Origin of the sequence: Actinotalea endophytica (assembly GCF_025717005.1) — a bacterium.
Taxonomy (GTDB): Bacteria; Actinomycetota; Actinomycetes; order Actinomycetales; family Cellulomonadaceae; genus Actinotalea.
In genome coordinates this window covers 16,529-39,147 of the sequence record NZ_JAOVZU010000005.1, presented here as the reverse complement: position 1 = coordinate 39,147, position 22,619 = coordinate 16,529, and the positions used below count along the sequence as shown (strand labels likewise).

Annotated in this window: 22 protein-coding genes; 2 read left to right on the top strand and 20 right to left on the bottom strand. The window is 73.2% G+C overall.

Annotated features, from left to right (window positions below; genetic code table 11):
- Positions 1 to 16 precede the first annotated feature (16 nt).
- From OEB99_RS09555 to OEB99_RS09500, 12 genes are all read right to left on the bottom strand, one after another.
- Entirely contained in the window at positions 17 to 2,800 is a 2,784-nt protein-coding gene (locus OEB99_RS09555) for a LysM peptidoglycan-binding domain-containing protein (protein WP_263509824.1), read from the bottom strand.
- Positions 2,797 to 3,243, bottom strand: coding sequence for a pilus assembly protein TadG-related protein (locus tag OEB99_RS09550; RefSeq protein ID WP_263509823.1), 447 nt, complete (start codon positions 3,241 to 3,243; stop codon positions 2,797 to 2,799). Before OEB99_RS09550 ends, OEB99_RS09555 begins: the two co-directional genes overlap by 4 nt.
- The gene (locus OEB99_RS09545) at positions 3,240 to 3,614 is read right to left on the bottom strand and encodes a TadE/TadG family type IV pilus assembly protein (RefSeq protein ID WP_263509822.1); all 375 of its coding nucleotides are present in this window, start codon (positions 3,612 to 3,614) and stop codon (positions 3,240 to 3,242) included. Before OEB99_RS09545 ends, OEB99_RS09550 begins: the two co-directional genes overlap by 4 nt.
- Before the next feature lie 25 nt (positions 3,615 to 3,639).
- The gene (locus OEB99_RS09540) at positions 3,640 to 4,062 is read right to left on the bottom strand and encodes a TadE/TadG family type IV pilus assembly protein (RefSeq protein WP_263509821.1); all 423 of its coding nucleotides are present in this window, start codon (positions 4,060 to 4,062) and stop codon (positions 3,640 to 3,642) included.
- Complete coding sequence (locus tag OEB99_RS09535; protein ID WP_263509820.1) at positions 4,059 to 4,310, bottom strand: hypothetical protein; 252 nt, start codon at positions 4,308 to 4,310, stop codon at positions 4,059 to 4,061. Before OEB99_RS09535 ends, OEB99_RS09540 begins: the two co-directional genes overlap by 4 nt.
- Before the next feature lie 46 nt (positions 4,311 to 4,356).
- The gene (locus OEB99_RS09530; RefSeq protein ID WP_263509819.1) at positions 4,357 to 5,253 is read right to left on the bottom strand and encodes a type II secretion system F family protein; all 897 of its coding nucleotides are present in this window, start codon (positions 5,251 to 5,253) and stop codon (positions 4,357 to 4,359) included.
- Positions 5,250 to 6,131 carry a type II secretion system F family protein gene (locus OEB99_RS09525; RefSeq protein ID WP_263509818.1) on the bottom strand — a complete coding sequence of 294 codons (882 nt, stop codon included), beginning with the start codon at positions 6,129 to 6,131 and terminating at the stop codon, positions 5,250 to 5,252. Before OEB99_RS09525 ends, OEB99_RS09530 begins: the two co-directional genes overlap by 4 nt.
- The gene (locus OEB99_RS09520) at positions 6,128 to 7,444 is read right to left on the bottom strand and encodes a TadA family conjugal transfer-associated ATPase (protein WP_263509817.1); all 1,317 of its coding nucleotides are present in this window, start codon (positions 7,442 to 7,444) and stop codon (positions 6,128 to 6,130) included. The genes OEB99_RS09525 and OEB99_RS09520 overlap by 4 nt, the downstream gene beginning before the upstream one ends.
- A 2-nt stretch (positions 7,445 to 7,446) precedes the next feature.
- Positions 7,447 to 8,169, bottom strand: a complete 723-nt coding sequence (locus OEB99_RS09515) for a CpaE/TadZ family protein (RefSeq protein ID WP_263509816.1) — start codon at positions 8,167 to 8,169, stop codon at positions 7,447 to 7,449.
- 58 nt (positions 8,170 to 8,227) lie between these two features.
- A complete protein-coding gene (locus tag OEB99_RS09510) occupies positions 8,228 to 8,929 on the bottom strand; it encodes an SAF domain-containing protein (RefSeq protein WP_263509815.1) in 702 nt (233 codons plus the stop codon).
- Positions 8,930 to 9,025: 96 nt separating this feature from the next.
- The gene (hisS, locus tag OEB99_RS09505; protein ID WP_263509814.1) at positions 9,026 to 10,390 is read right to left on the bottom strand and encodes a histidine--tRNA ligase; all 1,365 of its coding nucleotides are present in this window, start codon (positions 10,388 to 10,390) and stop codon (positions 9,026 to 9,028) included.
- Between the two features lie 26 nt (positions 10,391 to 10,416).
- Positions 10,417 to 11,094, bottom strand: a complete 678-nt coding sequence (locus OEB99_RS09500) for an MBL fold metallo-hydrolase (RefSeq protein WP_263509813.1) — start codon at positions 11,092 to 11,094, stop codon at positions 10,417 to 10,419.
- Positions 11,095 to 11,159: 65 nt separating this feature from the next.
- On the opposite strand from OEB99_RS09500, the gene OEB99_RS09495 reads away from it, so the two are divergent.
- Together OEB99_RS09495 and OEB99_RS09490 are read left to right on the top strand one after the other, a co-directional pair.
- Positions 11,160 to 12,023: a peptidylprolyl isomerase gene (locus OEB99_RS09495; RefSeq protein ID WP_263509812.1), complete on the top strand. Its 864-nt coding sequence runs from the start codon at positions 11,160 to 11,162 to the stop codon at positions 12,021 to 12,023.
- Positions 12,020 to 13,918, top strand: coding sequence for a DUF349 domain-containing protein (locus OEB99_RS09490; protein WP_263509811.1), 1,899 nt, complete (start codon positions 12,020 to 12,022; stop codon positions 13,916 to 13,918). Before OEB99_RS09495 ends, OEB99_RS09490 begins: the two co-directional genes overlap by 4 nt.
- Positions 13,919 to 14,054: 136 nt before the next feature.
- Here OEB99_RS09490 and OEB99_RS09485 read toward each other — a convergent pair whose 3' ends face one another.
- The 8 genes from OEB99_RS09485 to ruvC all read right to left on the bottom strand — a co-directional run bounded on the left by OEB99_RS09485 (position 14,055) and on the right by ruvC (position 22,616).
- Complete coding sequence (locus tag OEB99_RS09485) at positions 14,055 to 16,400, bottom strand: RelA/SpoT family protein (protein WP_263509810.1); 2,346 nt, start codon at positions 16,398 to 16,400, stop codon at positions 14,055 to 14,057.
- 51 nt (positions 16,401 to 16,451) lie between these two features.
- Positions 16,452 to 16,979: an adenine phosphoribosyltransferase gene (locus OEB99_RS09480; RefSeq protein ID WP_263509809.1), complete on the bottom strand. Its 528-nt coding sequence runs from the start codon at positions 16,977 to 16,979 to the stop codon at positions 16,452 to 16,454.
- Positions 16,976 to 18,085: a protein translocase subunit SecF gene (gene secF, locus OEB99_RS09475; protein WP_263509808.1), complete on the bottom strand. Its 1,110-nt coding sequence runs from the start codon at positions 18,083 to 18,085 to the stop codon at positions 16,976 to 16,978. Before secF ends, OEB99_RS09480 begins: the two co-directional genes overlap by 4 nt.
- Entirely contained in the window at positions 18,085 to 19,764 is a 1,680-nt protein-coding gene (secD, locus tag OEB99_RS09470) for a protein translocase subunit SecD (RefSeq protein ID WP_263509807.1), read from the bottom strand. Before secD ends, secF begins: the two co-directional genes overlap by 1 nt.
- Positions 19,765 to 19,810: 46 nt before the next feature.
- Positions 19,811 to 20,242, bottom strand: coding sequence for a preprotein translocase subunit YajC (yajC, locus tag OEB99_RS09465; RefSeq protein ID WP_263509806.1), 432 nt, complete (start codon positions 20,240 to 20,242; stop codon positions 19,811 to 19,813).
- A 97-nt stretch (positions 20,243 to 20,339) separates the two neighbouring features.
- Complete coding sequence (gene ruvB, locus OEB99_RS09460; protein WP_263509805.1) at positions 20,340 to 21,380, bottom strand: Holliday junction branch migration DNA helicase RuvB; 1,041 nt, start codon at positions 21,378 to 21,380, stop codon at positions 20,340 to 20,342.
- Positions 21,373 to 21,972: a Holliday junction branch migration protein RuvA gene (gene ruvA, locus OEB99_RS09455; protein WP_263509804.1), complete on the bottom strand. Its 600-nt coding sequence runs from the start codon at positions 21,970 to 21,972 to the stop codon at positions 21,373 to 21,375. The genes ruvB and ruvA overlap by 8 nt, the downstream gene beginning before the upstream one ends.
- An 83-nt stretch (positions 21,973 to 22,055) precedes the next feature.
- Entirely contained in the window at positions 22,056 to 22,616 is a 561-nt protein-coding gene (ruvC, locus tag OEB99_RS09450) for a crossover junction endodeoxyribonuclease RuvC (protein ID WP_263509803.1), read from the bottom strand.
- Positions 22,617 to 22,619 lie beyond the last annotated feature (3 nt).

Here is a 22,619-nt window from a genome sequence, read left to right as displayed (position 1 = left end):
AGTTCTGTCCGGTCGGTCATGCCTCCCGGCGACGTTCGCGCACCGTGCCCGGCACGAGGTGGTCGAGCAGCGCTGCGGTCTGGGCGTCGACCTCCACCACACCCGCGCGGTGCAGCGTCCGCTCGAGCTCGGCGGCGACCGGGAGGACGGCGTCGGTTCCCCCCTCGGCGGCCGACGCACGCAGGAGGTCACGCCACAGCAGGCCCGACAGGGGTGCCGAGCGCAGGCCGTCGCGCGCCGCACGTGCCGCACCCACGGGGTCGCCGTCCGCGAGGCAGACCGCCCCGAGCCGGTGCGCGGCGTCCTCGAGCAGCTCCTCGGAAGCGCGCTCGTCCCTGGCGCGCGCGAGCCAGGAGTACCGCCCCGGCGGCCGCTGCGACAGCACCGCCGCGGGGCTCAGGTCGAGCGCGTCGGCCAGGTCCTCTCGCTCCTGGCGTGGGTCGGCCGTGCGTCGCGACCGCTCGAGCAACCCCAGCACCACGTGCCAGTCGGTGACCACCTCGGGGCTCAAGGTCCATCGACCGTCCGCATCGGGCCGCAGACGCGGCCGCCCGTCCGCGCCCGATCCCAGCCACACCGCGACCCGCGCGAGGGTGGAGTCCACGACATCAGGGGTGACGCCGCGCGGCCACAGGTCGGCCCCGAGCACCGCCGGGTGGACCCCCTCCGGATGCATCGCGACGTGCACCACCACCTCGGTCGCCAGTGCGAGGCGCTCCACGTCGATCGGCCCCGCACCGGTGATCTCGGGCGCGCCCATCACCCGCACGGCGACCGGGGCCGCGAAGAACGCGTCGAGCGTGACCGTGCGCGGCGGCAGGGGTACGGCGGGCCGGGCCGGATCGCCGGGCCGCTCCGCAACGAGCGCCGGCGCCTCGTCGAGAAGCCCGGCGATCCCGGCGGCATCGTCCGCGCGCAACCGGTTCGCGCGCACGCTCAGGCCCAGTGCCGGGACCCGGAGCCGTTCCCCCTCGACCTCGAGCTGCCACCGCGCGCCCGGGAGGTCACCCGCGCACACGACGCCCCAGGGGGTGCGCCCGCCGCTGTGCCCCAGGGCACCGAGCGCCTCGGCCTCCGCGGCACCCGGCAACGCGCCGAGCATCAGGTAGCGGCCGGTGAGCGAGCCGCCCCCGTACGACACTCGCCCGGTCAGGACGTCGCGGTCCTCCGGGACCCGGCGCCACGCGGCCACGACGGCTGCGACCTCCGCCCGGTGCAGCCGGTCCCCGAGCTGCTCGAGTGCCGGCGGGAGGTCGACCGCGTGCACCTCGAGCTCGGCGGACCACAGGTTGGTGGCCAGCTCGGCGGCCAGCGCCGTGACCACGTCGTGCGCGCCCGCACCGACGACGGCGACCGGGCCCTGGGCAGCCTCGAGGTCGATCAGGACGTCGGCGCCCGTGTCGTCACGGCCCAGCGAGACCAGGCCCGGGAAGGCCACCCCCGCCCGCGCGCCGGCCACCACGTGGTCCAGCTCGGAGGACAGCACCCAGCGCCGCCCACCGTCCGCCTCCGTCCACGGCGACGGCGGCGCCGGCGCCGGCGGGGAGCACCACAGCTCGACCTGCTCGTCGTCGACCCGTGCGGCGTACACCGGCGGCAACGGGCGGCGCTCGGCCTGGTGCGCTGCGGCGAGGCCACGCAGAGCGGCGTCGAGGCGACGGGCGCGGGACGGGTCCGCGCCGATCCGGAGCGCGACCTCCAGCTCGGCCTCCGCCGGTTCGGGCGCCCGTCTGCGCCGCCGTCGTCGCGCACCTTCGAGGGTGGCGAGCAGACCCGCGGCGAGCAGACCGGCGCCGACCAGGCCCTCGTGCCGGGCCGCGGCCGGCGTGACCTGGACGTCAGCGGCGGCGGTGCGGTCGGCGGTGCGGTCCAGGCCGACCGGCACCGCGACGGCGCCTGCTTCGCTGAGGCTCGGCGCGGCTTCCTCGGGCTCCGCCTGCGGTGCCTGCGCAACCTGGCGGACCTCGACCCGCTCCACCCCGGTCGCGTCCTCCGGCACCGCGATCAGCCACCCCGGGTAGATCAGCCGGGCGAGGGAGAGCTCCTGACCATCGGGCTGGGCACGGCCGCGGTTCAGGTCGAAGATCTCCTGGTAGCGGCGGCCGTCACCGACCGTCCGCTCCGCGATGTCCCAGAGGTTGTCGTGGTAGCGCCCCTCGGGTGGCTGCACCACGTAGACCTTCCGACCGGCGAGGGCCTCGCCCTCCTCGGGGTCGAGCTGCAGGTCGCCGAGCCAGTACGTGGTCCGGGTCTCCTGGGCAGCGGCTTCGTCCGCGACGGCGCTCGGCTCACGACCCTCGTCCGTGCTCGCCACGGTCTGCACGACGGCCACCGGGGCGCCCGCTTGCGCGCCCTGGCCCGGCTCGAGCGCAGTGGCCTGGCCGGCCACCGTGACCAGCAGCAGGGCCGAGGCGACCAGCGTCCTGGCGAGTCGTTGACTCGCGCCGGCGAGCGGGACCCTGGGCGGCAACCCCACCCCGGACAACGCACTGCGCAGCTCGACCAGCACGCTGATCGTGAACTGCAGCCACGCGAGCCAGACCACCCACAGCAGCGCCGACATGAGCTGCGGCACGCCGATCGTCCCGGTCAGCTGGGCTCTGGTGGGCAGGCCGGTCGGGAGCCCGGGCACCCCACCGAGCGAGATCAGCAGCGCCGGGACCCCGACCACGAGCAGGACCAGCAGCAGCGCGGCCCCCAGCGGAGCCAGGCGCCGCCCGTCGGAGTCCTCGGCGACCGATCGCTGGAAGCGCTCGGGCCCGATCCGGGCGGCGTGCGGGCTGGGCGTCGGCGTCGTCATGGTCCCCCCGGGAGCGAGATCTCGTCGACGATGCCGAGCGCCGCACGGGCGCTCGCGCCACCGGACACGGCCATCGTCGGGATGAAGATCAGCTGGAGCAACGAGGTGGGCACCTCGTCGCGCACGGTCACGTGCACCGCCGTCGTGTCGGCGGCCACCGAGGCCGTCGTCGCGTCGTACCCCTGGCTCACGAGGTACGCCGCGGCCGCCGAGCGAGCGGCCGTCGGGTCGAGCGCCAGGGACCCGTTCGACCGCAGCTCGTCGACGTCGACCTGCATCGCGCCCGCCCTGGCGGCCTGCTCGGCGACGTCCGCCGCGGCGACCCGTGCGTTGAGCGCGCGGCCCCCGTCGACCACGAGACCCGCGACCACGAACAGGGCCACCACCAGGCCGATCACGAACGCCGATGCTGTGCCCTCGTCGCGGGCCGCCGGGCGCCTCACGGCGCGGTCCTTCGGTACACGTCGATCGGGGCCGAGCTGGTCCCGGTCACCCGCACCGAGCCGGGCAGACCGATGAACCCGAGCTGGTCCCAGGACACGCGGCAGTCGAGCACCACGGTGACCACCCCACCGGCGGCGAACGCGCCGTCCAGCTCCGCGGGCGAACAGGTCAACCCGCCGGGAGCGGCTGCGGCGGTCCGACGGGCGACGTCGAGTGCGCTGTCCGCATCCCGCTCGAGGCTCGCGGCCCGGACCGCGTCCCGGGCCAACGAGGTCGCGACACCCTGTGCCGACACGAACCGACCCATCGCCACGACGAGCAGCAGGAGTCCGAGCATCACCGGGACCAGGACGACGACCTCGACGGCCATCGACCCGGTGTCACGAGACGTGCGTTCACTCATCGGGGCGGAAGACCTCCACCGGCCCTTGGACCGAAGCGCTCACCCTCGGCGCGAGGCCGGCGACGATCTCGACCGAGCGACCGGTCACCGTCGCGCGAACCTCCTGGGAGAGCGGTAGCGCCACCACCTCGACCTCGACGTCGGTGAGGCCGTTGCCCCCGACGTTGGTGGCGAGTGCTGCACCGGCCGCCTCGGCGTCCGCGATCGCGGACGGCGTGCCGCCACCCACCCTGGCCACCCGCGCCGCCTCGCGTGCCGCCGCGCCGGCCACCTCGTTCCCGTACCAGGACAGGGCGAACTGGACGATCACGAAGATCGTCAGCATCAGCAGCGGCGTGTACATCACCAGCTCGACCGTGCTCGCCCCGGTGTCGCCGCGCAGCCGCCCGTGCAGCCGTCCCTGCCGGCAGGTCACGGGTTGCCGCCGCCCCCACCGCTACCGCCCCCGCCAGGGGCGTCCGGGATCGCGATCTCGCTCGCCCGGTCCCGGACGAGGTTGTAGATGATCACGCCGACCGCCGCCGCGAGGGCGACGAGCACACCGGTGATGATCACCCACTCGATCGCGGAGGCGCCGAGGTCGCCGGTGCTCCGGGCCCGGTCCAGCCGGACCCTGGCTCGGAGCCACAGGTACCCGAGCGGGTTGTCGAGTCCGAGTTCCATGCTGTTCCTTCCACTCACACCGGGCCCGCCGTCGGCGGGCCAGAACCTAGGCACCATGGAGCACCGTCACCATCGCCGGGTACACCAGGAAGACCAGGAAGCCGACCGCGAGCAGCAGCTGCGCGACGAGCATCGACTGCGACTTCTCCCCCGCCCGCCCCTCGGCCTCGGCGAGCTCGCGGCGGCGCATCGAGGCGGCCCGCGCCCTCAGCGAGTCGCGGACCTTCGCCCCGTCCTCCGCGACCAGGGCGAGCGCTGCCGAGAGATCGCGCAGCTCGTCGACGCGCAGGTCCTCCCCGAGCTGTCCGAGCGCCGTCCAGGGCGTGACGCCTCGGAGCCGCGCGGCGATCAGGGTGTCGCGGATCCGCACCATCGCCCACCCGTTGCTCAGCTCGGACGCGCTCTGCAGCGCCTCCGGCACCCCGCGGCCGCCGGCGAGGCTCATCGCCACCAGGTCCAGGAACGACCCGACGACGTGCCGGAAGTCCCGGCGGCGCTGCGCGGCGCGATGGCGGACCACGAGGCTCGGTGCGAGGCCGGCCAGCACGCCGAGGCCCACAGCGAGGACCACCGGCACCGCGGGCGCGACACCCGCGCCGACCAGCGTCCACGGCACGACCAGCACCATCGGGCTCAGGAACCCGACGAGCGCGGCCAGCGTGCTCGTCGCCAGGTGTCGCTCGTAGGAGCTGCCGGTGATCGCCAGGTCGCCACGCAGGGTCGTGAGCGGGAGCCCCAGGCCCGCCAGCAGGCTCGCGACGCGTCGGCCGAGCCGGTCGCCGGACCTCGGCGCCGCTCCCACGTCCGCCCGGCGCCGCGCAGCGCGCTCGAGGTCGAGCCGGGCCAGGGCCGAGCCGGGCTGGACCCGCGGCGGCGCAAGCACCACCGCGAGCAGGAGGGCGCCCAGCCCGGCGACCGCCCCGGCGACCAGGATCGGCGTCATCGCGAGACCTCCGGGGTCCGCACCGGGACGCCGCCCCGGTCGGTGGTCGCCACCAGGAACCGGCCCGGCAGCTCGATCCCCGACAGGCGCTTCATCCACCAGAACCCCGCCGCGAACAGCCCCGCCACGACCACGAGCACGAGCTGCCCCGTCAGGCTCTGGTACGGGGCGACGTAGGCCCGGTTCGCGACGCTCAGGCCGAGGATCACGACCAGGGAGAACACCATGACGATCTGCGCGGAGCGGCGTGTCGAGGACCTCCCGGCCGCGACCCGCTGGCGCATGTCGAGCTCCGCGCGCGCCGCCTCCGACAGCGAGCCGAGGACCTGCCGGAGCCCGGGCCCGCGGAGCTTCGCGTTCAGGATCAGCGCTGCGACGACCAGGTCGGCAGACGGGTCGTCGAGATCGTCCGCGAACCGCTGCAACGCCACGGCGAGCGGGACACGCACGCGCAGGCGGTCGACGAGCAGGCGCAGCTGCGGCCGGATCGCCGGGGACGAGGCGTAGACGGTCGCCGGGATGGCCTGCTCGAGGCCGACGGCACCGGCGATGGTGTCCCGGAGCGACTCGGTCCACGCGGCGAGCCCCTCGACGCGTGCGATGGCCTCCCGCTCGAGCCGCGCGCCGCCGAACAACGCCGGACCGGCGAGGGCAAGGGCCACCGTCCCGACCGCGGCCACCGGCCACCGGGTCGCCACGAGCACGACGAGGCCGGCCGCCAGGGCCAGGATCGCGCGCCGGCCCACCCTCGGTGCGGTGCGGCGTGGGCGCTGCTCGCGCGCCCCGGCCGGTCGGCCGACCAGCGCCAGGACGAGCAGGAACCCGCCGAGACCGATCACCAGCCCGGCGAGGACGATGCCGATCGTCGTGGCACTCACAGGTGCCCCCGAGCCATCGCGTAGCCGGGGCGGTACCCGACCGCCACGAGGTCGTCGATGCACGCGATCGGGGCCGCCGGCATCGCGACGCCGTCCGGTCCGGGCGCGAACACCTCGCTGGACAGCACACGACCGTCCACCCCGTTGACCTCACGCACCGAGGCGACGAACCGCCGCAGACGGCCGCCCTCGAGGTAGTCGTTGTGCTTCTGCACGAAGACCACGAAGTCGATCGCTCCCGCGATCAGCATCATCGTCGCGTCGACCGGCAGCCGTTCGACGGACTGGATCGCGTAGGTCGAGATCCGGTTGAACACCTCGATCGAGCTGTTGGCGTGGATGGTCGAGAGGGAGCCGTCGTTGCCCTGGCTCATCGCGTTCAGCATCGTGACGATCTCGTCGCCGAGCACCTCGCCGACGATCACCCGGCTGGGGTTCATCCGCAGCGAGCGGCGCACGAGCTCGGCCATCGTGATCGCGCCGCTGCCCTCGGAGTTCGGCAGCCGCTCCTCGAACGCCACGACGTTGGGGTGCAGGTCCGCGAACTCCCCGAGCCCGAGCTCCAGTGCCCGTTCCACCGTGATCAGGCGCTCGTGCGCGGGGATCTCGTTCGCGAGAGCGCGGAGCAGGGTCGTCTTCCCGGCGTTCGTCGCGCCTGCGATCATGATGTTCTTCCGTGCCGCGACCGCGGCCGACAGGAACGCGGCGAGGTCCGGCGTGATCGAGCCGAACCGCACCAGGTCGTCCAGGTGCACGCGCGCCAGGCGGGCACGTCGCACGGACACCGCAGGCCGAGCGCACACGTCCATCACGGCCGACAGCCGGCTGCCGTCCGGCAGACGCAGGTCCAGCTGCGGGTTCGCCGAGTCGAACGGCCGGCTCGTCAGCCCCGAGTAGGCACCGAGGATCTGGACGAGCTCCACGAGCTCGTCGTCGCTGTCCGCGACCGGCGGCATCCTGAGCTCGCGCCCGTCGGCGTACTGCACGAAGACGTGGTCGAAGCCGTTGATGTCGATGTTCTCGACGTCGCGGTCGTCGAGCAGCGGCTGGAGCCGTCCGACGCCGAACAGGGCGGCGTGGATGCCCGACGAGACCTCTTCCTCCTCCACCGGGCTCAGGGGCGTGCGACCGGCGCTCACCTCCGCCCTCGCGTGCCCGTCCAGCACGCGGTTGATCACCGCCCGGGCGAACTGCCGCTCGTCCTCCCCGGACATCGGCGGGTTCCCCGCGGCGGCGTCGTCCCGACGCTGGCGCGCGAGGACGTCCGCGACCTCCTCGCGGAGCCTGCGGACGAGGGCCTGGTCGATCGCCATGGTCACACCTGTGCGTGGGCGAACCCACGAGTGTCGGCCAGCGCCCGCAGCGAGGGCACCAGGGAGCGGACGGAACGGACCAGGAGCGAGCGGGAGAGGCCCCGGTCGAGGCGCCCCTGCACGACGTCGGCCGCGTGCCGGTCGAGCGCGATCGTGCCGAGCACCGGCACCGTGATCCCGGAGCTCGCGAGCAGCCGCTGGAGGTCGGTCGCCGAGCGTCGGTCGCTGCTCTCGGTCACGACGAGCACGCCGACGGCCGGTGCGCCGCCGGGCAGCTGCTCGAGCGACGCGAGCCACCGCAGTCGCTCGCGCAGGTGGCCGAAGGCCTCGACGCTCGGGCGCACGATCATGACCAGCGCGTCGCACGCCTGCACCAGCGGCAGCACCGGCGTGTCCGGCACCAGGCGCCCGAGGTCGGCGACGACGTTGGCCGTCGGGAGCCGATGCAGCAGCTGCGCAAGGGTCGGCCACATCGGGCCCAGACCTGTCATCTGCTCGGGCGCTCCGATCCCGCACAGCACGGCCGTACCGCCGTCGACGTGCTGCAGGTGCGCCGCCACGTCACGCGCCCCTACGCCACGCCGGGCGTCCGCGGCCAGCGAGAGGAGCCCACGGTCGGGGTCGAGCACCTCGCCGGCCGGTGTCCGCGCCAGCAGGGCCAGGTCTCCCCCGGCGGGGTCGCAGTCCGCCAGGACCACCTCCGTCGGCCAGACCGCTGCGAGCACACGGGCGGTTGTCGTGACCCCTGGCGCCCCCTTCGCCGACGCCACCCCTAGCAGCACGTCAACCCCTCGCGTCGCCGCGCGAGACGAGGACGGCGGCCAGCGACCCGTCGGCCGCCACCGCGGCCACCTCCGCACCCTCGGACTCGTCGACGATGAACGTCACGACCGTGCCACCGGAGCCGAGCTGGTCCTCGCTGCCGGTGGACGACGACGAGACGTACGCGTCCGGCACGAGCACCGTTCCGGTGCCGTCACCGACCCGGACGAGCTCGACCACGTCGCCCGGCTGCAGCCCCGAGGCCGGCATCCTCCCGGCCGCGAGGCCGGCCCCCACGGCCACCAGCCCGGGCTGCAGCGCGCCGCTCGCGGACAGCATCGTGGTGTCCAGCAGCTGCCCCGCGGCGATCGGCACCCGCGCGTACTGCCCGACGACCTGGTCGAGCTGCCCTGCCGGGATGAGGAGCGTGCCCTCCGAGGCGACAGCCGTCGTGGTGAAGTCGTCGGCGGTGAGCTGCGACCCGTTGGCGATGTCGTGCGCGGCGACGACCACCTGGACGCGCTCGTCGAGACGCAGCGCCAGCAGGCCCGCGACCGCGGCACCGCCGACGATGAGCAGGACGGCGAGGGCGGCGAGCAACGGGCGCCGCTCACGCGGTGGTGGCGGCAGACGATCGCCTCTGGGCGCGGACGCCCCGGCCACATCACGCCCGTCGCGCGCCCGACGCCGATCGAGCACGCCGACGGCAGAACTCTCCCCCATGGCCCCCTGCTTCCCCCCTGACAACGGGGTCGACTATAGGGCCGAAGATGGGATGAGTCGGACAAAACCGGAGGGAAAGACCCGAAAGAGGTCTTCTCAGCTCGTCGGGACGACCCGGGGCCGGAGGTCGTCGGCAGGCGGGTCCCAGCTGTCCGGGTCGGCCGGGACCTGCTCGCCGGACCGGATGTCCTTGACCTCGCCGGAGTCGGGGAACCACACGAACGGGATGCCCCGCCGGTCGGCGTGCCGGATCTGCTTGCCGAACTTCGCGGCGGTCGGCGCCACCTCCGTCGGGATCCCCCGTGCCCGCAGCGCCGCGGCGATGCGATCGGAGTCGGCGCGGCCGGCCTCGTCGGTCACCGCGACGAGCACGGCGCTGGGCACGGTGCGCGTCACCGTGACGAGCTCGGCCGAGAGCAGGCGGGACACCAGCCGGGACACACCCACCGAGATGCCCACACCCGGATAGGTCGTCGCGCCGTCGCTCGCGAGCGAGTCGTACCGCCCTCCGGAGCAGATCGAACCCAGGTGCTCGTGCCCCACGAGCACCGTCTCGTAGACCGATCCCGTGTAGTAGTCGAGGCCCCGGGCGATCTTCAGGTCGGCGACGAGCGTGCCGGGCGCGGTCACCGCAGCCGCCTCGAGCAGCTGCGCGAGCTCCGCGAGCCCGACCTCGAGCAGCTCGGACCCCGCACCGTGAGCCGCCGCGAGGGCGCGCACGTCGTCGACCACGGCCGTGTCGGACCCTCGGACCGCGGCCAGCGCGAGCACCGCCTCGGCCTGGACGGTGGTCGCGTCGGCCTCGGCGGCAAGGAGTTCCGCGACGACCTCGGGGCCGACCTTGTCCAGCTTGTCGACCGACCTGAGCACGGCGTCCACGTCGTCCAGGCCGAGACCGCGCGCGAAGCCCTCGACGACCTTGCGGTTGTTCACCAGCACCTGGACCGGCGGCATGCCGATCGACCGCAGCCGGCCGAACGCCTCGGCCACGACGAGCGGCACCTCGACCTCGTAGTGGTACGGCAGGTCGCCCAGGCCGACCACGTCGATGTCGGCCTGGGCGAACTCGCGGAACCGACCGTCCTGGGGCCGCTCGCCGCGCCAGACCTTCTGGATCTGGTAGCGCTTGAAGGGGAAGGTGAGTCGGCCGGCGTTCTCCAGCACGTAGCGCGCGAACGGCACGGTGAGGTCGAAGTGCAGGCCGAGCCCTTGCTCGGTCTCGCGGTGCCCGCGGTCGGCCGGCCGCTCGTCGTCCTCCTGGAGGCGGCGCAGCAGGTAGATCTCCTTCGAGGTCTCGCCCTTGCGCAGCAGCTGGTCGAGCGGCTCGACGGCGCGCGTCTCGATGCCCACGTAGCCGTGCAGCTCGAACGTGTCGCGGAGCACGTCGAGCACGTGCTGCTCGACGATCCGACCGGCGGGCAGCCACTCGGGGAAGCCGGACAGCGGGGTCGGACGTGCCATGCGTGTTCCTCTCCGGTCTGCGCCGCTCAGCGCGCGGCGCGAAGGTAGGGGTTCGTGCGGAGCTCGGCGCCGATCGTGGTGCGCGGACCGTGCCCCGGGACGACCTGGGTCAGGGGGTCCTCGCGGGCGAGCAGCCGGAGGCTCCGCGCCATCGTCGCATCGTCGCCACCGGGCAGGTCGGTCCGCCCGATCGAGCCCGCGAACAGGACATCACCGGTCAGCAGCACGGCAGCACCGTCGACCTCGACCCGGTAGGCGGTCGAGCCCTCGGTGTGCCCGGGCAGCGGGAGCGCACCGATCGCGCCGTCCCACGGCAGGTCGAGAGGCGCCGTCACCCAGGGCTCGGCCGGCGACGTCGCGACCCGCGGTGGGTCCTGCGGGTCGGGCAGCCCGGCCATGGCACGCAGCTGCGGCCCGAGCGGTCCGAGCGAGCCGAACGGGTCCGCGAGCCGGTAGGTGTCGGCCTCGTGGATGTGCAGCGGCACCCCCCACCGCTGGCAGAGCAGCCCGGCGTCCCAGGTGTGATCGACGTGGCCGTGCGTCGCGAGCACCGCGACGGGATTCCACCCCTCGGCCGCGACCATCCGCGTCACCCGGTCCGCGACGCCTCCACCGGCGTCGACGACGACCACTCCGCCGGCCTCGTCCACGAGCAGGACGCACGTGGCCCCGAGCAGGGGCGCCTCGACGGTCCGCAGGAGCACGGACGCAGCCTAGCCGCGCCGCACGCCACGTCCGGTTCGGGCGGCCGGACTGCCTAGACTGTGCGGTGCTCGCACAGCGGCGGGCCGAGGAGTCGACGGGAGCCGGAGTGTCGAGCAAGCGGGAGCGGGAGTACGCGCGTCGCCGTGCCGAGAAGTGGCAGGCCCACGTGGAGACCGCGCAGGCGAAGGAACGGCAGCGGCGTCGGTTCGGTGGCATCGTGCTGGCAGCGCTCGTGCTGGCCGGTGTGGCCTGGATCGTCTGGACGGTGATCGGGTCGTTCCGCGACCAGGCCGAGCTCAGCAGCGTGATGGACGAGCTGAACTCCGCGGCCGCGACCGCGACGGACGGCGCCACGGACACGGCGACGGACGGCGCGACGGACACTGCGACCGCGGACCCGACCGCTGCGGCTCCGGACCCCTCGATCGCCGAGGACCGCACCTGGACCGCGACGATCACCACCTCGGCCGGTGACCTGACGCTCTCGCTCGACGGCCACGCGGCGCCGCAGGCTGTCGCTGCCTTCGTGACGCTCGCGCAGGACGGATTCTTCGAGCAGACGACCTGCCACCGACTCACCACCGCCGACGCGTTCAAGCTGCTCCAGTGCGGCGACCCGAACGGTGACGGCACCGGCGGCCCGGACTTCCGGTTCGGTCCGATCGAGAACGCGCCTGCCGACGACGTGTACCCAGCCGGTACGGTGGCGATGGCTCGGGTCTCCGGTGACGCCTACAGCATGGGAAGCCAGTTCTTCCTGGTGTACGGCGACTCCACGATCCCGGCCGACAGCGCCGGCGGCTACACGGTCCTCGGCACCATCACGAGTGGCCTGGACGTGCTGCAGCAGGTGGCCGATGCCGGGGTCGAGGACGGGACCGAGACGCCGGTGACGAAGGTGACGATCGAGAAGGTGGAAGTCGAGTGAGCGAGAACCGACCCGAGGTGGACCCGGTCGCGGTCGACCCCGAGACCGCGCCCGCGCCCGAACCCGCACCCCCCACGGGCGAACCGACGGCTCCCGCCGAGGCCGAGTCCCTCCCGGCCGCAGCGGACACCGAGGCTTCCGCGGACGACTCCGCACCCGCGCAGGCCGTCGAGGACGCGTCGTCCACGGCTGACGCCGCTCCGGCGGATGTCGCCACCCCGCAGGAGGAGGCCCCTGCGACCGACGAGACCGAGAACGCGTCGCCGGGCGAGACCGTGCCGGAGCCTGCACCCGAGGCCACGGCCACCGACGAGGCCACCTCGGCAGACGAGGCGACGCCCGCCGACGAGGCTGCCCCGGCAGACGAGGCGACGCCCGCCGACGAGGCTGCCCCGGCAGACGAGGCAATCGCCACCGGGGAAGCCACCCCGGCAGACGAAGTGACGCCCGTCGAGGAGGCCGCCGCCCCCGCGGAGGAATCTGGCGCCGCGACCGCGCAGGCCGCCCCCGCGCCTCGGCCCAAGCCGGTTCCGCGTCCCAAGCCCGCCCCCCGGCCCGGCCCGCGGCCCACGCCTGCGGCGGTCGCAGCGGCCGCACCGGCGGCACCGTCGGTGCCCGCTCCGCCGGACCTCACTCCCGCCGAGGAGGCCGAGGCGGCCACCTTCGGCCGGGTGGACCCGGACGGCACCGTGTACGTCCGTGAGGCCGCCGGAGAGCGCGTGGTGGGCCAGTACCCGGACGCGGACGCCACCGAGGCACTCGCCCTGTACGTGCGGCGGTTCGCCGATCTGCGCGCCAAGGTCCTGCTCTTCGAGGCGCGGCTCGGGACGGACCTGCCCGCCAAGGAGATCGACACCACGCTCGAGCACCTCGCCGAGGAGCTCGCCGAACCGGCCGCGGTGGGCGACCTCGACGACCTGCGCGCGCGACTCGACGCGCTGCGGTCCGTCGCCGCCGAGCGCAAGGCCGCTGCCGAGGCGGAGCGCGCGGCAGCGAAGGCCGCGGCGGTCGAGGCCCGCACCGCCCTGGTGGAGGCGGCTGAGCAGATCGTCGCGACCGATCCGGCCAAGATCCAGTGGCGCCCCGCAGGTGAGCAGCTGCGCGCTCTGCTGGACCAGTGGAAGGACGCGCAGCGCAACGGTCCGCGGATCGACCGGCCGACCGAGGACGCCCTCTGGAAGCGGTTCAGCCACGCCCGTTCCGCGTTCGATCGCGAACGGCGTCGGTTCTTCAGCGAGCTGGAGAAGTCGAACGCCGCAGCCAAGGAGACCAAGGCGGCGATCGTCGCCGAGGCGGAGTCGCTGTCCACGAGCACCGACTGGGGCGCGACGTCGTCCGCCTACCGGGACCTCATGACCCGGTGGAAGGCAGCCGGCCGGGCCGGGCGCAAGGACGACGACGCGCTGTGGGCTCGGTTCCGCGCCGCCCAGGACGAGTTCTTCGCGGCACGCGACGCGGCGAACCGTGCCACGGACACCGAGTACCAGGCCAACCTCGAGGTCAAGCTCGAGCTGCTCGGGCGCGCGGAGAAGCTCGTCCCGGTGACCGACCTCGCGGCCGCGAAGTCCACGTTGCGCGAGGTCCAGGAGAAGTGGGAGCAGGCCGGCAAGGTCCCGCGCTCGGAGATTCAGCGGGTCGAGGGTCGCCTCCGCGCCGTCGAGCAGGCGGTGCGGGACGCCGAGTCCGCGCACTGGAAGCGGACCAACCCCGAGACGCGCGCCCGTGCCGAGGGCCTCGGCGCACAGCTCCAGGCGGCGATCGCCCAGCTCGAGGACGACCTCGAAGCGGCCAAGGCAGCCAAGGACTCCCGGCGCATCAAGGAGGCCACCGAGGCGCTCGCGGCCCGGCGGGCCTGGCTCGAGCAGGTCGAACGCGCGGCGGCCGAGTCCCGCTGATCGTCGCGAGGAGGCCGGGTGCCCGACGGTACCCGGCCTCCTGCGATGTCCGTGGCACGGACCGTCGCGACCTGTCCCGCGCGCCGCGATCGGTGCGCGTACGGCGCGATCGGTGCGCGCGGTCGGTACGTCCGGACTACACGCCGGCGTCGAGCTCGTGCTGGCGTGCGCCCGTGATCCGGTAGACGTCGTACACGCCGTCCACCTTGCGCACCGCGGCGAGCACGGTGTTCAGGTGCGTCGTCTCGGCCATCTCGAACACGAAGCGCGACAGCGCCACCCGGTCCCGGCTGGTGGAGACCGTGGCGGACAGGATGTTGACGTGGTGGTCGGACAGCACCCGCGTCACGTCCGAGAGCAGCCGGCTCCGGTCGATCGCCTCGACCTGGATCTGCACGAGGAACACCGACCCGGCGCCCGGCTCCCACTCGACCTCGACGATGCGTTCCGGTTGCTTGCGCAGCCCCACCACGTTCCCGCAGTCGGCGCGGTGCACGCTGATCGCGCCGCGGGTCACGAACCCGACGATGTCGTCACCCGGGACGGGGGTGCAGCACTTCGCGAGCTTCGCCCAGACGTCCCCCACCCCCTTGACCCGCACGCCCGGGTCGCCGGCCCGCGCCCGCGTGCGCGGCTGGCCCAGCCGGGTCGTCTCGGCGAGGTCCTCCTCCGCCGAGGACTCCCCGCCGAGGGACTGCACGAGCCGCTGCACCACGGTCTGGGCGGACACCTGCTGCTCGCCGACCGCCGCGTACAGCGCCGAGACGTCCGCGTAGCGCATCTCGTTGGCGAGCGTGACGAGCGACTCGTGCGAGAGCAACCGCTGGATCGGCAGGTTCTGCTTGCGCATCGCCTTCGCGATCGCATCCTTGCCGTGCTCGATGGCCTCCTCGCGACGGCCCTTCGAGAACCACTGGCGGATCTTGTTGCGTGCGCGCGGGCTCTTGACGAAGTTCAGCCAGTCCTGCGACGGGCCGGCAGTCTCCGACTTCGAGGTGAGGACCTCGACCACGTCCCCGTTCTCGAGCTCGGAGTCGAGCGGCACGAGGCGCCCGTTGACGCGCGCGCCCATCGTCCGGTGACCGACCTCGGTGTGCACCGCGTACGCGAAGTCGACCGGCGTCGACCCCGACGGCAGAGCGATGACCTCGCCCTTCGGTGTGAAGACGTAGACCTCCGAGCCGCGGATCTCGAACCGCAACGAGTCGAGGAACTCGCTCGGGTCGGCGGTCTCCTGCTGCCACTCGACCAGCTGGCGCAGCCATGCCATGTCGGTCGCGGAGTCGGGCGCTCCACCCTTGGGGTGCTTGACCTGGTCTTTGTACTTCCAGTGCGCGGCGACGCCGTACTCGGCACGACGGTGCATGTCGTGGGTCCGGATCTGGATCTCCACCGGCTTGCCGCCCGGCCCGATCACCGTGGTGTGCAGCGACTGGTACATGTTGAACTTGGGCATCGCGATGTAGTCCTTGAACCGGCCCGGCACCGGGTTCCATCGCGCGTGCAGCGCGCCGAGCGCGCCGTAGCAGTCACGGACCGTGTCCACCAGCACACGGACCCCGACGAGGTCGTAGATGTCGGAGAAGTCGCGGCCGCGGACGATCATCTTCTGGTAGATCGAGTAGTAGTGCTTGGGCCGGCTGGTCACGACGGCGCGGATCTTCGCCGCGCGCAGATCCGCGAAGACCTGCTCGCGCACCGTGGTGAGGTACTCGTCGCGTGCCGGTGCGCGCTCGGAGACCAGCCGCACGATCTCCTCGTAGATCTTCGGGTAGAGCGTCGCGAAGGACAGGTCCTCCAGCTCCCACTTGATCGTGTTCATGCCGAGCCGGTGCGCGAGCGGCGCGTAGATCTCGAGCGTCTCGCGCGCCTTGCGCTCCGCCGACGCCTGCGGCACGTACTTCCACGTCCGTGCGTTGTGCAGCCGGTCGGCCAGCTTGATCACCAGGACGCGGATGTCGCGCGCCATCGCGACGACCATCTTGCGGACCGTCTCGGCCTGCGCGGCCTCGCCGTACACGACCTTGTCGAGCTTGGTGACGCCGTCCACCAGCTTCGCGATCTCGTCTCCGAAGTCGCTCCGGAGCTGGTCCAGCGAGTAGTCGGTGTCCTCCACCGTGTCGTGCAGCAGGGCCGCGGCCAGCGTGGACGTGGTCATGCCCAGGTCGGCGAGGATCGTGGCCACCGCGATCGGGTGCGTGATGTAGGGGTCGCCGCTCTTGCGCAGCTGGCCGCGGTGCGCCCGCTCGGCCACGGCGTACGCGCGCTCCACGACGGACGTGTCGGCCTTCGGGTGGTTCGAGCGGACCGCCTGCAGCACCGGCTCGAGGGCGGGCGTCGCGCTCCCCCCGGAGCGCGGCACGAGGCGGTCGCGCCACGACCGTGCCCGCGCGGCACCGAGCTGCTGCTCACGCAGCGTCGCCGGCGTCGCCGTCACGGGCGCGCCGCCGACGGGGACGCCTGCTGCGTCGCGCTCCGCCATCGACCCTCCCGGTTGTCCGTGGATCGATTCTAGGTGCGTCGCGCGAAGGCCTCAGTACGTGAGCAAGGTCTGGACGTTGTGCCCCGCGAGGCGCTCACGGCCGTGCAGGAACGTCAGCTCCATCAGGAACGAGATCGCCGGGACGGCGCAGCCCGCGTGCTCGAGCAGCTCCACCGTCGCCGCCGCGGTGCCGCCGGTCGCCAGCACGTCGTCGACGACCAGCACGCGCGACCCGCTCGCGAACGCATCCCGGTGGACTTCGAGCACGGCGCTGCCGTACTCGAGGTCGTAGGCACCGGAGAAGGTCTCACGCGGCAGCTTCCCCGCCTTGCGCACCGGCACGAAGCCGACGCCGAGGGCGTAGGCCACCGGCGCGCCGAGGATGAACCCGCGGGCCTCCATGCCGACCACCAGGTCGACCGGCGGCGCCTGCTCGGCGAGGTGCGCGACGACCTCGGTGAAGGTCGGACCGTCGCCGAGCAGCGGAGTGATGTCCTTGAAGACGACGCCGGGCTCGGGGTAGTCCGGCACGTCGTGGATGAGCGCGCCGGCCCGCTCGACCAGCGACCCCGCCGTCACGAGGTCCTCCCCGGCCCGCGGTTGGTCTTGCGCCGCTTGGGCTGGGCGCCGACCCCGAGGTGCTGACCCGGCACCGAGGCACCGACCCGCACCGGCTCGGCGGCCACGTCCTCGGCGGTCATCCCGGCCGCGGCGCGCGCCTCGAGCACGGCCTTCGTGTGCTCGCGCACGGCCGGCTCGCGCTCACGCAGGGACACCTCGACCGGGGTCGCGATGAAGATCGACGAGAACGTCCCGGCGATGATGCCGATGAACAGCGCGAGGGCGATGTCCCGCAGCGTGCCCGCACCCAGCAGGAACGCGCCGATGAACAGGATGCCGGAGACCGGCAGCAGCGCCACGACCGAGGTGTTGATCGACCGGACCAGCGTCTGGTTGACCGCGAGGTTCGACAGCTCGGCGTGCGTGAACCGCTTCTGCTCGAGCAGGCGCTCGTTGTTCTCACGCACCTTGTCGAACACCACGACGGTGTCGTAGATCGAGTACCCGAGGATGGTCAGGAAGCCGATCACGGTCGCGGGGCTGACCTCCCAGCCGGTGCCGGTGTAGAGACCGACGGTGATGATCATGTCGTGCACGAGCGCCACCAGCGCCGCGACGGCCATCCGCCAGTTGCGGAAGTAGATCGTCATCACGAGCGTGACGAGCACGAGGAACACGATCAGGCCGCGCACGGCCTTGTCCGTGACGTCCTTGCCCCAGCTCGGGCCGATGTAGGTCGTGGAGACCTGGTCGGTCGGGATGCCGTACGCGGCGGCCAGGGCGGCCGCCACCTCCTGCGTCTGGGCGTCGTCGAGCTGGCCGGTCTGCACGCGCAGCGAGCTGCCACCCACCACCGAGACGCGCGGGACCTCGTCCGGCTGGATCGCGGTCACTGCGTCGATCGCCGGCTGCTGCGAGGTGTCGCTGACGTTCGAGAGCGTGAACTCCGAGCCCCCACGGAACTCGATGCTCAGCGTCAGGCCCTTGGTCACGAGCAGCAGCGCCGAGATCACGATGATCGTCGCCGAGATCGCATACCACCGGCGCCGGTGACCGACGATCTGGTACGACCGCTTGCCGGTGTAGAGGTCCGAGCCCCACCGGCCCATCCGCGTGCTGGCCATCAGGCGTCCTTCCCCTCGGCGCCCGACGTCCCGGTCGTGGCAGCCGCCTTCTCCGCGGCGCGCCGTTCCGCGATGGTCATCCGACGCTCACCCTCGGCGTTCTCGTCGGCTCCGACCACGCGACCGCGACCGACGTAGCGCGACCTCGCTCCGAGCTGCTCCGGGTCGAGACCGGAGAAGGCGTGACCCTCACCGAAGAACCGGGTCTTCGCGAGCAGGGCCATCACCGGGTGGGTGAACATGAACACGACCACCAGGTCGATGATCGTCGTCAGGCCGAGGGTGAACGCGAAGCCGCGCACCCCGCCGACCGCGAGGAAGTAGAGCACCACGGCCGCCAGGAAGTTCACGGTGTCCGAGGCCAGGATCGTCCGCCGGGCGCGCGACCATCCCTGAGCCACGGCGGCCGGCAGCGTACGGCCGTCCCGCAGCTCGTCTCGGACACGTTCGAAGTACACGATGAACGAGTCCGCCGTGATACCGATCGCGACGATCAGACCGGCGACGCCGGGCAGGCTCAGCCGGTAGCCCTGCGTCCACGAGAGCAGCGCGATCACGCCGTAGGTGATGGTCCCCGCCACCAGCAGGGAGGCGATCGTGACGAAGCCGAGGGCTCGGTACTGGAAGATCGAGTAGACGGCGACCAGGACCAGACCGATCAGGCCGGCGAGCAGACCCTTCTGCAGCTGCTCGGACCCGAGCGTCGCGGAGATCGTCTGCTGGCTCTGCACCTCGAAGCTCAGCGGCAGGGCGCCGAAGTTCAGCTGGCGGGCCAGGGTCGCGGCCGACTCGCGCGTGAACGACCCGGAGATCTCGGCCTTGCCGTTCGGGATCACGCTGTTGATCCGCGGCGCGGAGATCACCAGGCCGTCGAGCACGATGGCGAACTGGTTCCGCGGGGACTCCAGGTCCAGCAGACGCGTGGAGGTCTCCCGGAACGCCGTGGTGCCCTCGGCGTTGAGCTCGAGGTTCACGACCCACTCGTTCGAGATCTGGCCCGTCGAGGACACCCGTAGGCCCGACGACGCCGAGGAGATCTCGGTGCCGCTGACCTCGACCGGCCCGAGCACGTACTTCGCGGTGCCGTCGGCCGCACAGGTCACCAGGGGCGCCTCGGGGTCACCGCTGTTCGAGCCCGAGCCGGTGAGGTTGGCCGGGTCGGTGCAGTCCAGCGCCGCGAACTCGTCGAGCACGTCCTGCGTGAGCCACGCGAGGTCGGAGGCGTCCGCGGGCGTGCCCAGGTCGCTCGCGGCCGTCTCGGGGTCCGTCACCGACGGCCCGGCGACCTTGATCACCGGACGGAAGTACATCATCGCCGACTGCCGGACCAGGTCGAGCGTCTCCTGCGACGGCGTGCCGGGCAGGCCCACCACGATGTTCCGGTTCTGGCCGGAGCCCTGCGAGGTGATCTCCGCCTCGGAGACACCGGAGGCGTCCACACGCTGGCGGATGATGTCGATCGCCTGCTGGATGTCCTGGTCGGTGACCTCGGCGCCGTCCTCGGTGATCGGCCGCAGGATGAGCTGCGTACCGCCCTCGAGGTCGAGCGCGAGCTTCGGGGTCAGCGTGGCGTCCGACCACTTCACGCCGGCGAACAGCGTTCCGAAGAGGGCGACGATGATGACGCCCAACGTGATCAGGGTGCGGGCCGGCCGCTCACGGCGGGTCGGTGTGGCCAACGGTCAGTCTTCTCTCGTGTGGTGGTAGGACGGCGCGACGGTGCGCTCAGTCCCGGCGGTTGTCCTCGATCATGCCGGGCGTCTCGTCCGGGCCGTCCTCGTCCTCGGTGTCGTCCTCGACGTCGTCGTACTCGGCGTCGTCGTCGACGTCGTCCTCGTACTCATCGCCGTCGTAGTCGTCCTCGTCGTACTCGTCGTCCTCGTCGTACGACTCCTCGGCCTCGGGGTGCTCGACGAGCTTGGCGATCGCCGGCTTGTACCAGCGCGTCTCCACGCCGGGCGAGGTCTCCAGCGTGACGACGTCACCCTCGACGCCCACGACGGTGCCGTACATCCCCGAGCCGGTCATGACCTCCTGCCCGGGCTCGAGGTGGTCGCGGAACGCCGCAGCCGCCTGCTGCTGCTTGCGGGAGCGGTTCGACATGAACCACATACCGCCGAACAGCACGACGAGCATGACGAGGAGAAGGGGGTCCATGATCACGTCCTTGGTCGCGAGAAGCCGGGGGGCAGTCTAGGTGACGCCCGCTCCCCCGCCCTAACGCCGCTCCGGGCGCGGCGGTTCCCCGCGCCCCTCAGTCGAAGAGCGTAGGTGCGCCCGACGGCTCGGCGAGGCCCAGGTGCTGCCAGGCGCGCGGTGTCGCGATCCGCCCCCGCGGGGTCCGCCCCATCAGGCCCTCACGCACCAGGAACGGCTCGGCGACCGTCTCGACCGTCTCCGGCTCCTCACCCACCGCGACGGCCAGCGTGGTGAGCCCGACCGGGCCGCCGCCGAACCGCTCGCACAGGGCCGACAGCACGGCACGGTCCAGGCGGTCCAGGCCGAGCTCGTCGACCTGGTAGACCGCCAGTGCCGACTGCGCGGCGGCCAGGTCCAGCCGCCCGTCCCCGCGGACCTCCGCCCAGTCCCGCACCCGGCGAAGCAGCCGGTTCGCGATCCGCGGCGTGCCCCGCGACCGACCGGCGATCTCGGCGGCGGCATCCTCGCTCAGCTCGACGCCGAGCAGGCCCGCCGAGCGCACGAGGACCCGGCGCAGCTCGTCGGTGTCGTAGAAGTCGAGGTGGGCGGTGAACCCGAACCGGTCCCGCAGCGGGGACGGCAGCAGACCGGCCCGCGTGGTCGCGCCGACCACGGTGAACGGCGGCAGGGTCAGCCCGATCGCGTTCGCACCCGGGCCCTTGCCGACCACGACGTCGACCCGGAAGTCCTCCATCGCGACGTAGAGCAGCTCCTCCGCCGGCCGAGCGAGGCGGTGGATCTCGTCGAGGAAGAGCACCTCGCCCTCCTCGAGCGAGGAGAGCACCGCCGCCAGGTCGCCGGCGTGCTGGATCGCCGGACCCGAGGTGACCCGCACGGACGCGCCCAGCTCGGCCGCGATGATCATCGCGAGCGTGGTCTTGCCCAGGCCCGGCGGACCGGAGAGCAGCACGTGGTCCGGCGCCCGGCCGCGCCCGATCGCCGCGTGCAGAACGAGCTCGAGCTGGTCACGCACCACGCGCTGCCCCACGAACTCGGCGAGCCGCCGAGGACGTAGCGCGGCCTCCGCCGCGCGCTCGGCCTCCTCCGCGCCGGGAGCCACGATCCGCTCGGTGGTCACGTCCTCCTCGTCAGGCACGGCCGCCGCCCAAGGACCGCAGAGCCGCGCGGAGCACCGCCGCGACGTCGGTCACCGACTCGCTGTCCGGCACGACCTTGTCCACCGCGCCCTGGGCGACCTTCTGCGCCCAGCCGAGGCCGACCAGTGCCTCCACCACCTCGCCGCGCCGGTCGGCGGTCGCGGGCGCCGGTGTCGCTGCCGAGCCCGACGGCGCGCCCAGCCGGTCGGCCAGCTCGAGGACGAGCCGCTGGGCGCCCTTCCGCCCGATCCCGGGAACCCGCTGCAGTGCACCGAGGTCCTCCGTGGCCACGGCCGTGCGCAGTGCGTCCGGGCTGTGCACCGCGAGCATCGCCAACGCGAGACGCGGGCCGATCCCGCTGACGGTCTGGACCTGCTCGAACACGTCCCGCTCGTCGGGCTCGGCGAAGCCGAACAGCGTCAGCGAGTCCTCTCGGACCACCAGCGACGTCGCCAGGTTCGCGGGTTGGCCGACCCGGAGCCCGGCCAGCGTCGTGGGGGTGGCCTGCACGAGCAGGCCGACGCCGCCGACCTCCACGACGGCCGCGTCCAGCCGCACCGCGGCCACACGGCCGTTCACCGAGGCGATCACCGGGCTCCTCCAGTCCTCACGTGTGTCCCGCCGTCACGGCGCGTGACCGAACACCTGTACGACAGACGCTAGCAACCGCAGCCTCAGCGGGCACCGCGGCGCGCCGCGGCCTCGGCCGCGGCCCAGGCCGCCTGCGCCGGGGTGCGTCCGGCCGCGCCACGTCCGGTCGGTGCCGCCGGGCGCCACAGGTGACAGATCGCCAGGGCGAGCGCGTCGGCCGCGTCCGCGGGCGACGGCCGCTCGTCGAGGTCCAGGATCCTCGTGACCATCGACGTGACCTGCGCCTTGTCGGCCCGACCGCTCCCGGTCACCGCAGCCTTGACCTCGCTCGGGGTGTGCAGCGCGACCGGGATGCCACGCCTCGCCGCGGCGACCATGACCACGCCGGAGACCTGGGCCGTCCCCATCACGGTCCGCACGTTGTGCTGGGCGAACACCCGCTCCACCGCGACCGCGTCCGGGCTGTGCCGGTCGAGCCAGCGCTCCACCACGTCGCCGATCTCGACGAGGCGTAGCGCCGGGTCTGCGTCGGCCGCGGAGCGTGCCACGCCGACCTCCACCAGACGGGCGCGCCGACCCGGCAGGGCGTCGACCACCCCGAGGCCGCACCGGGTCAGCCCCGGGTCCACACCGAGCACGCGCACGCG

Coding starts and splice junctions, on each gene's coding strand:
- OEB99_RS09555 (WP_263509824.1), bottom strand. CDS start 2,800: ATGACGACGCCGACGCCCAGCCCGCACGCCGCCCGGATCGGGCCCGAG.
- OEB99_RS09545 (WP_263509822.1), bottom strand. CDS start 3,614: ATGGCCGTCGAGGTCGTCGTCCTGGTCCCGGTGATGCTCGGACTCCTG.
- OEB99_RS09535 (WP_263509820.1), bottom strand. CDS start 4,310: ATGGAACTCGGACTCGACAACCCGCTCGGGTACCTGTGGCTCCGAGCC.
- OEB99_RS09530 (WP_263509819.1), bottom strand. CDS start 5,253: ATGACGCCGATCCTGGTCGCCGGGGCGGTCGCCGGGCTGGGCGCCCTC.
- OEB99_RS09520 (WP_263509817.1), bottom strand. CDS start 7,444: ATGGCGATCGACCAGGCCCTCGTCCGCAGGCTCCGCGAGGAGGTCGCG.
- OEB99_RS09510 (WP_263509815.1), bottom strand. CDS start 8,929: ATGGGGGAGAGTTCTGCCGTCGGCGTGCTCGATCGGCGTCGGGCGCGC.
- hisS (WP_263509814.1), bottom strand. CDS start 10,390: ATGGCACGTCCGACCCCGCTGTCCGGCTTCCCCGAGTGGCTGCCCGCC.
- OEB99_RS09485 (WP_263509810.1), bottom strand. CDS start 16,400: ATGGCGGAGCGCGACGCAGCAGGCGTCCCCGTCGGCGGCGCGCCCGTG.
- secF (WP_263509808.1), bottom strand. CDS start 18,085: ATGGCCAGCACGCGGATGGGCCGGTGGGGCTCGGACCTCTACACCGGC.
- yajC (WP_263509806.1), bottom strand. CDS start 20,242: ATGGACCCCCTTCTCCTCGTCATGCTCGTCGTGCTGTTCGGCGGTATG.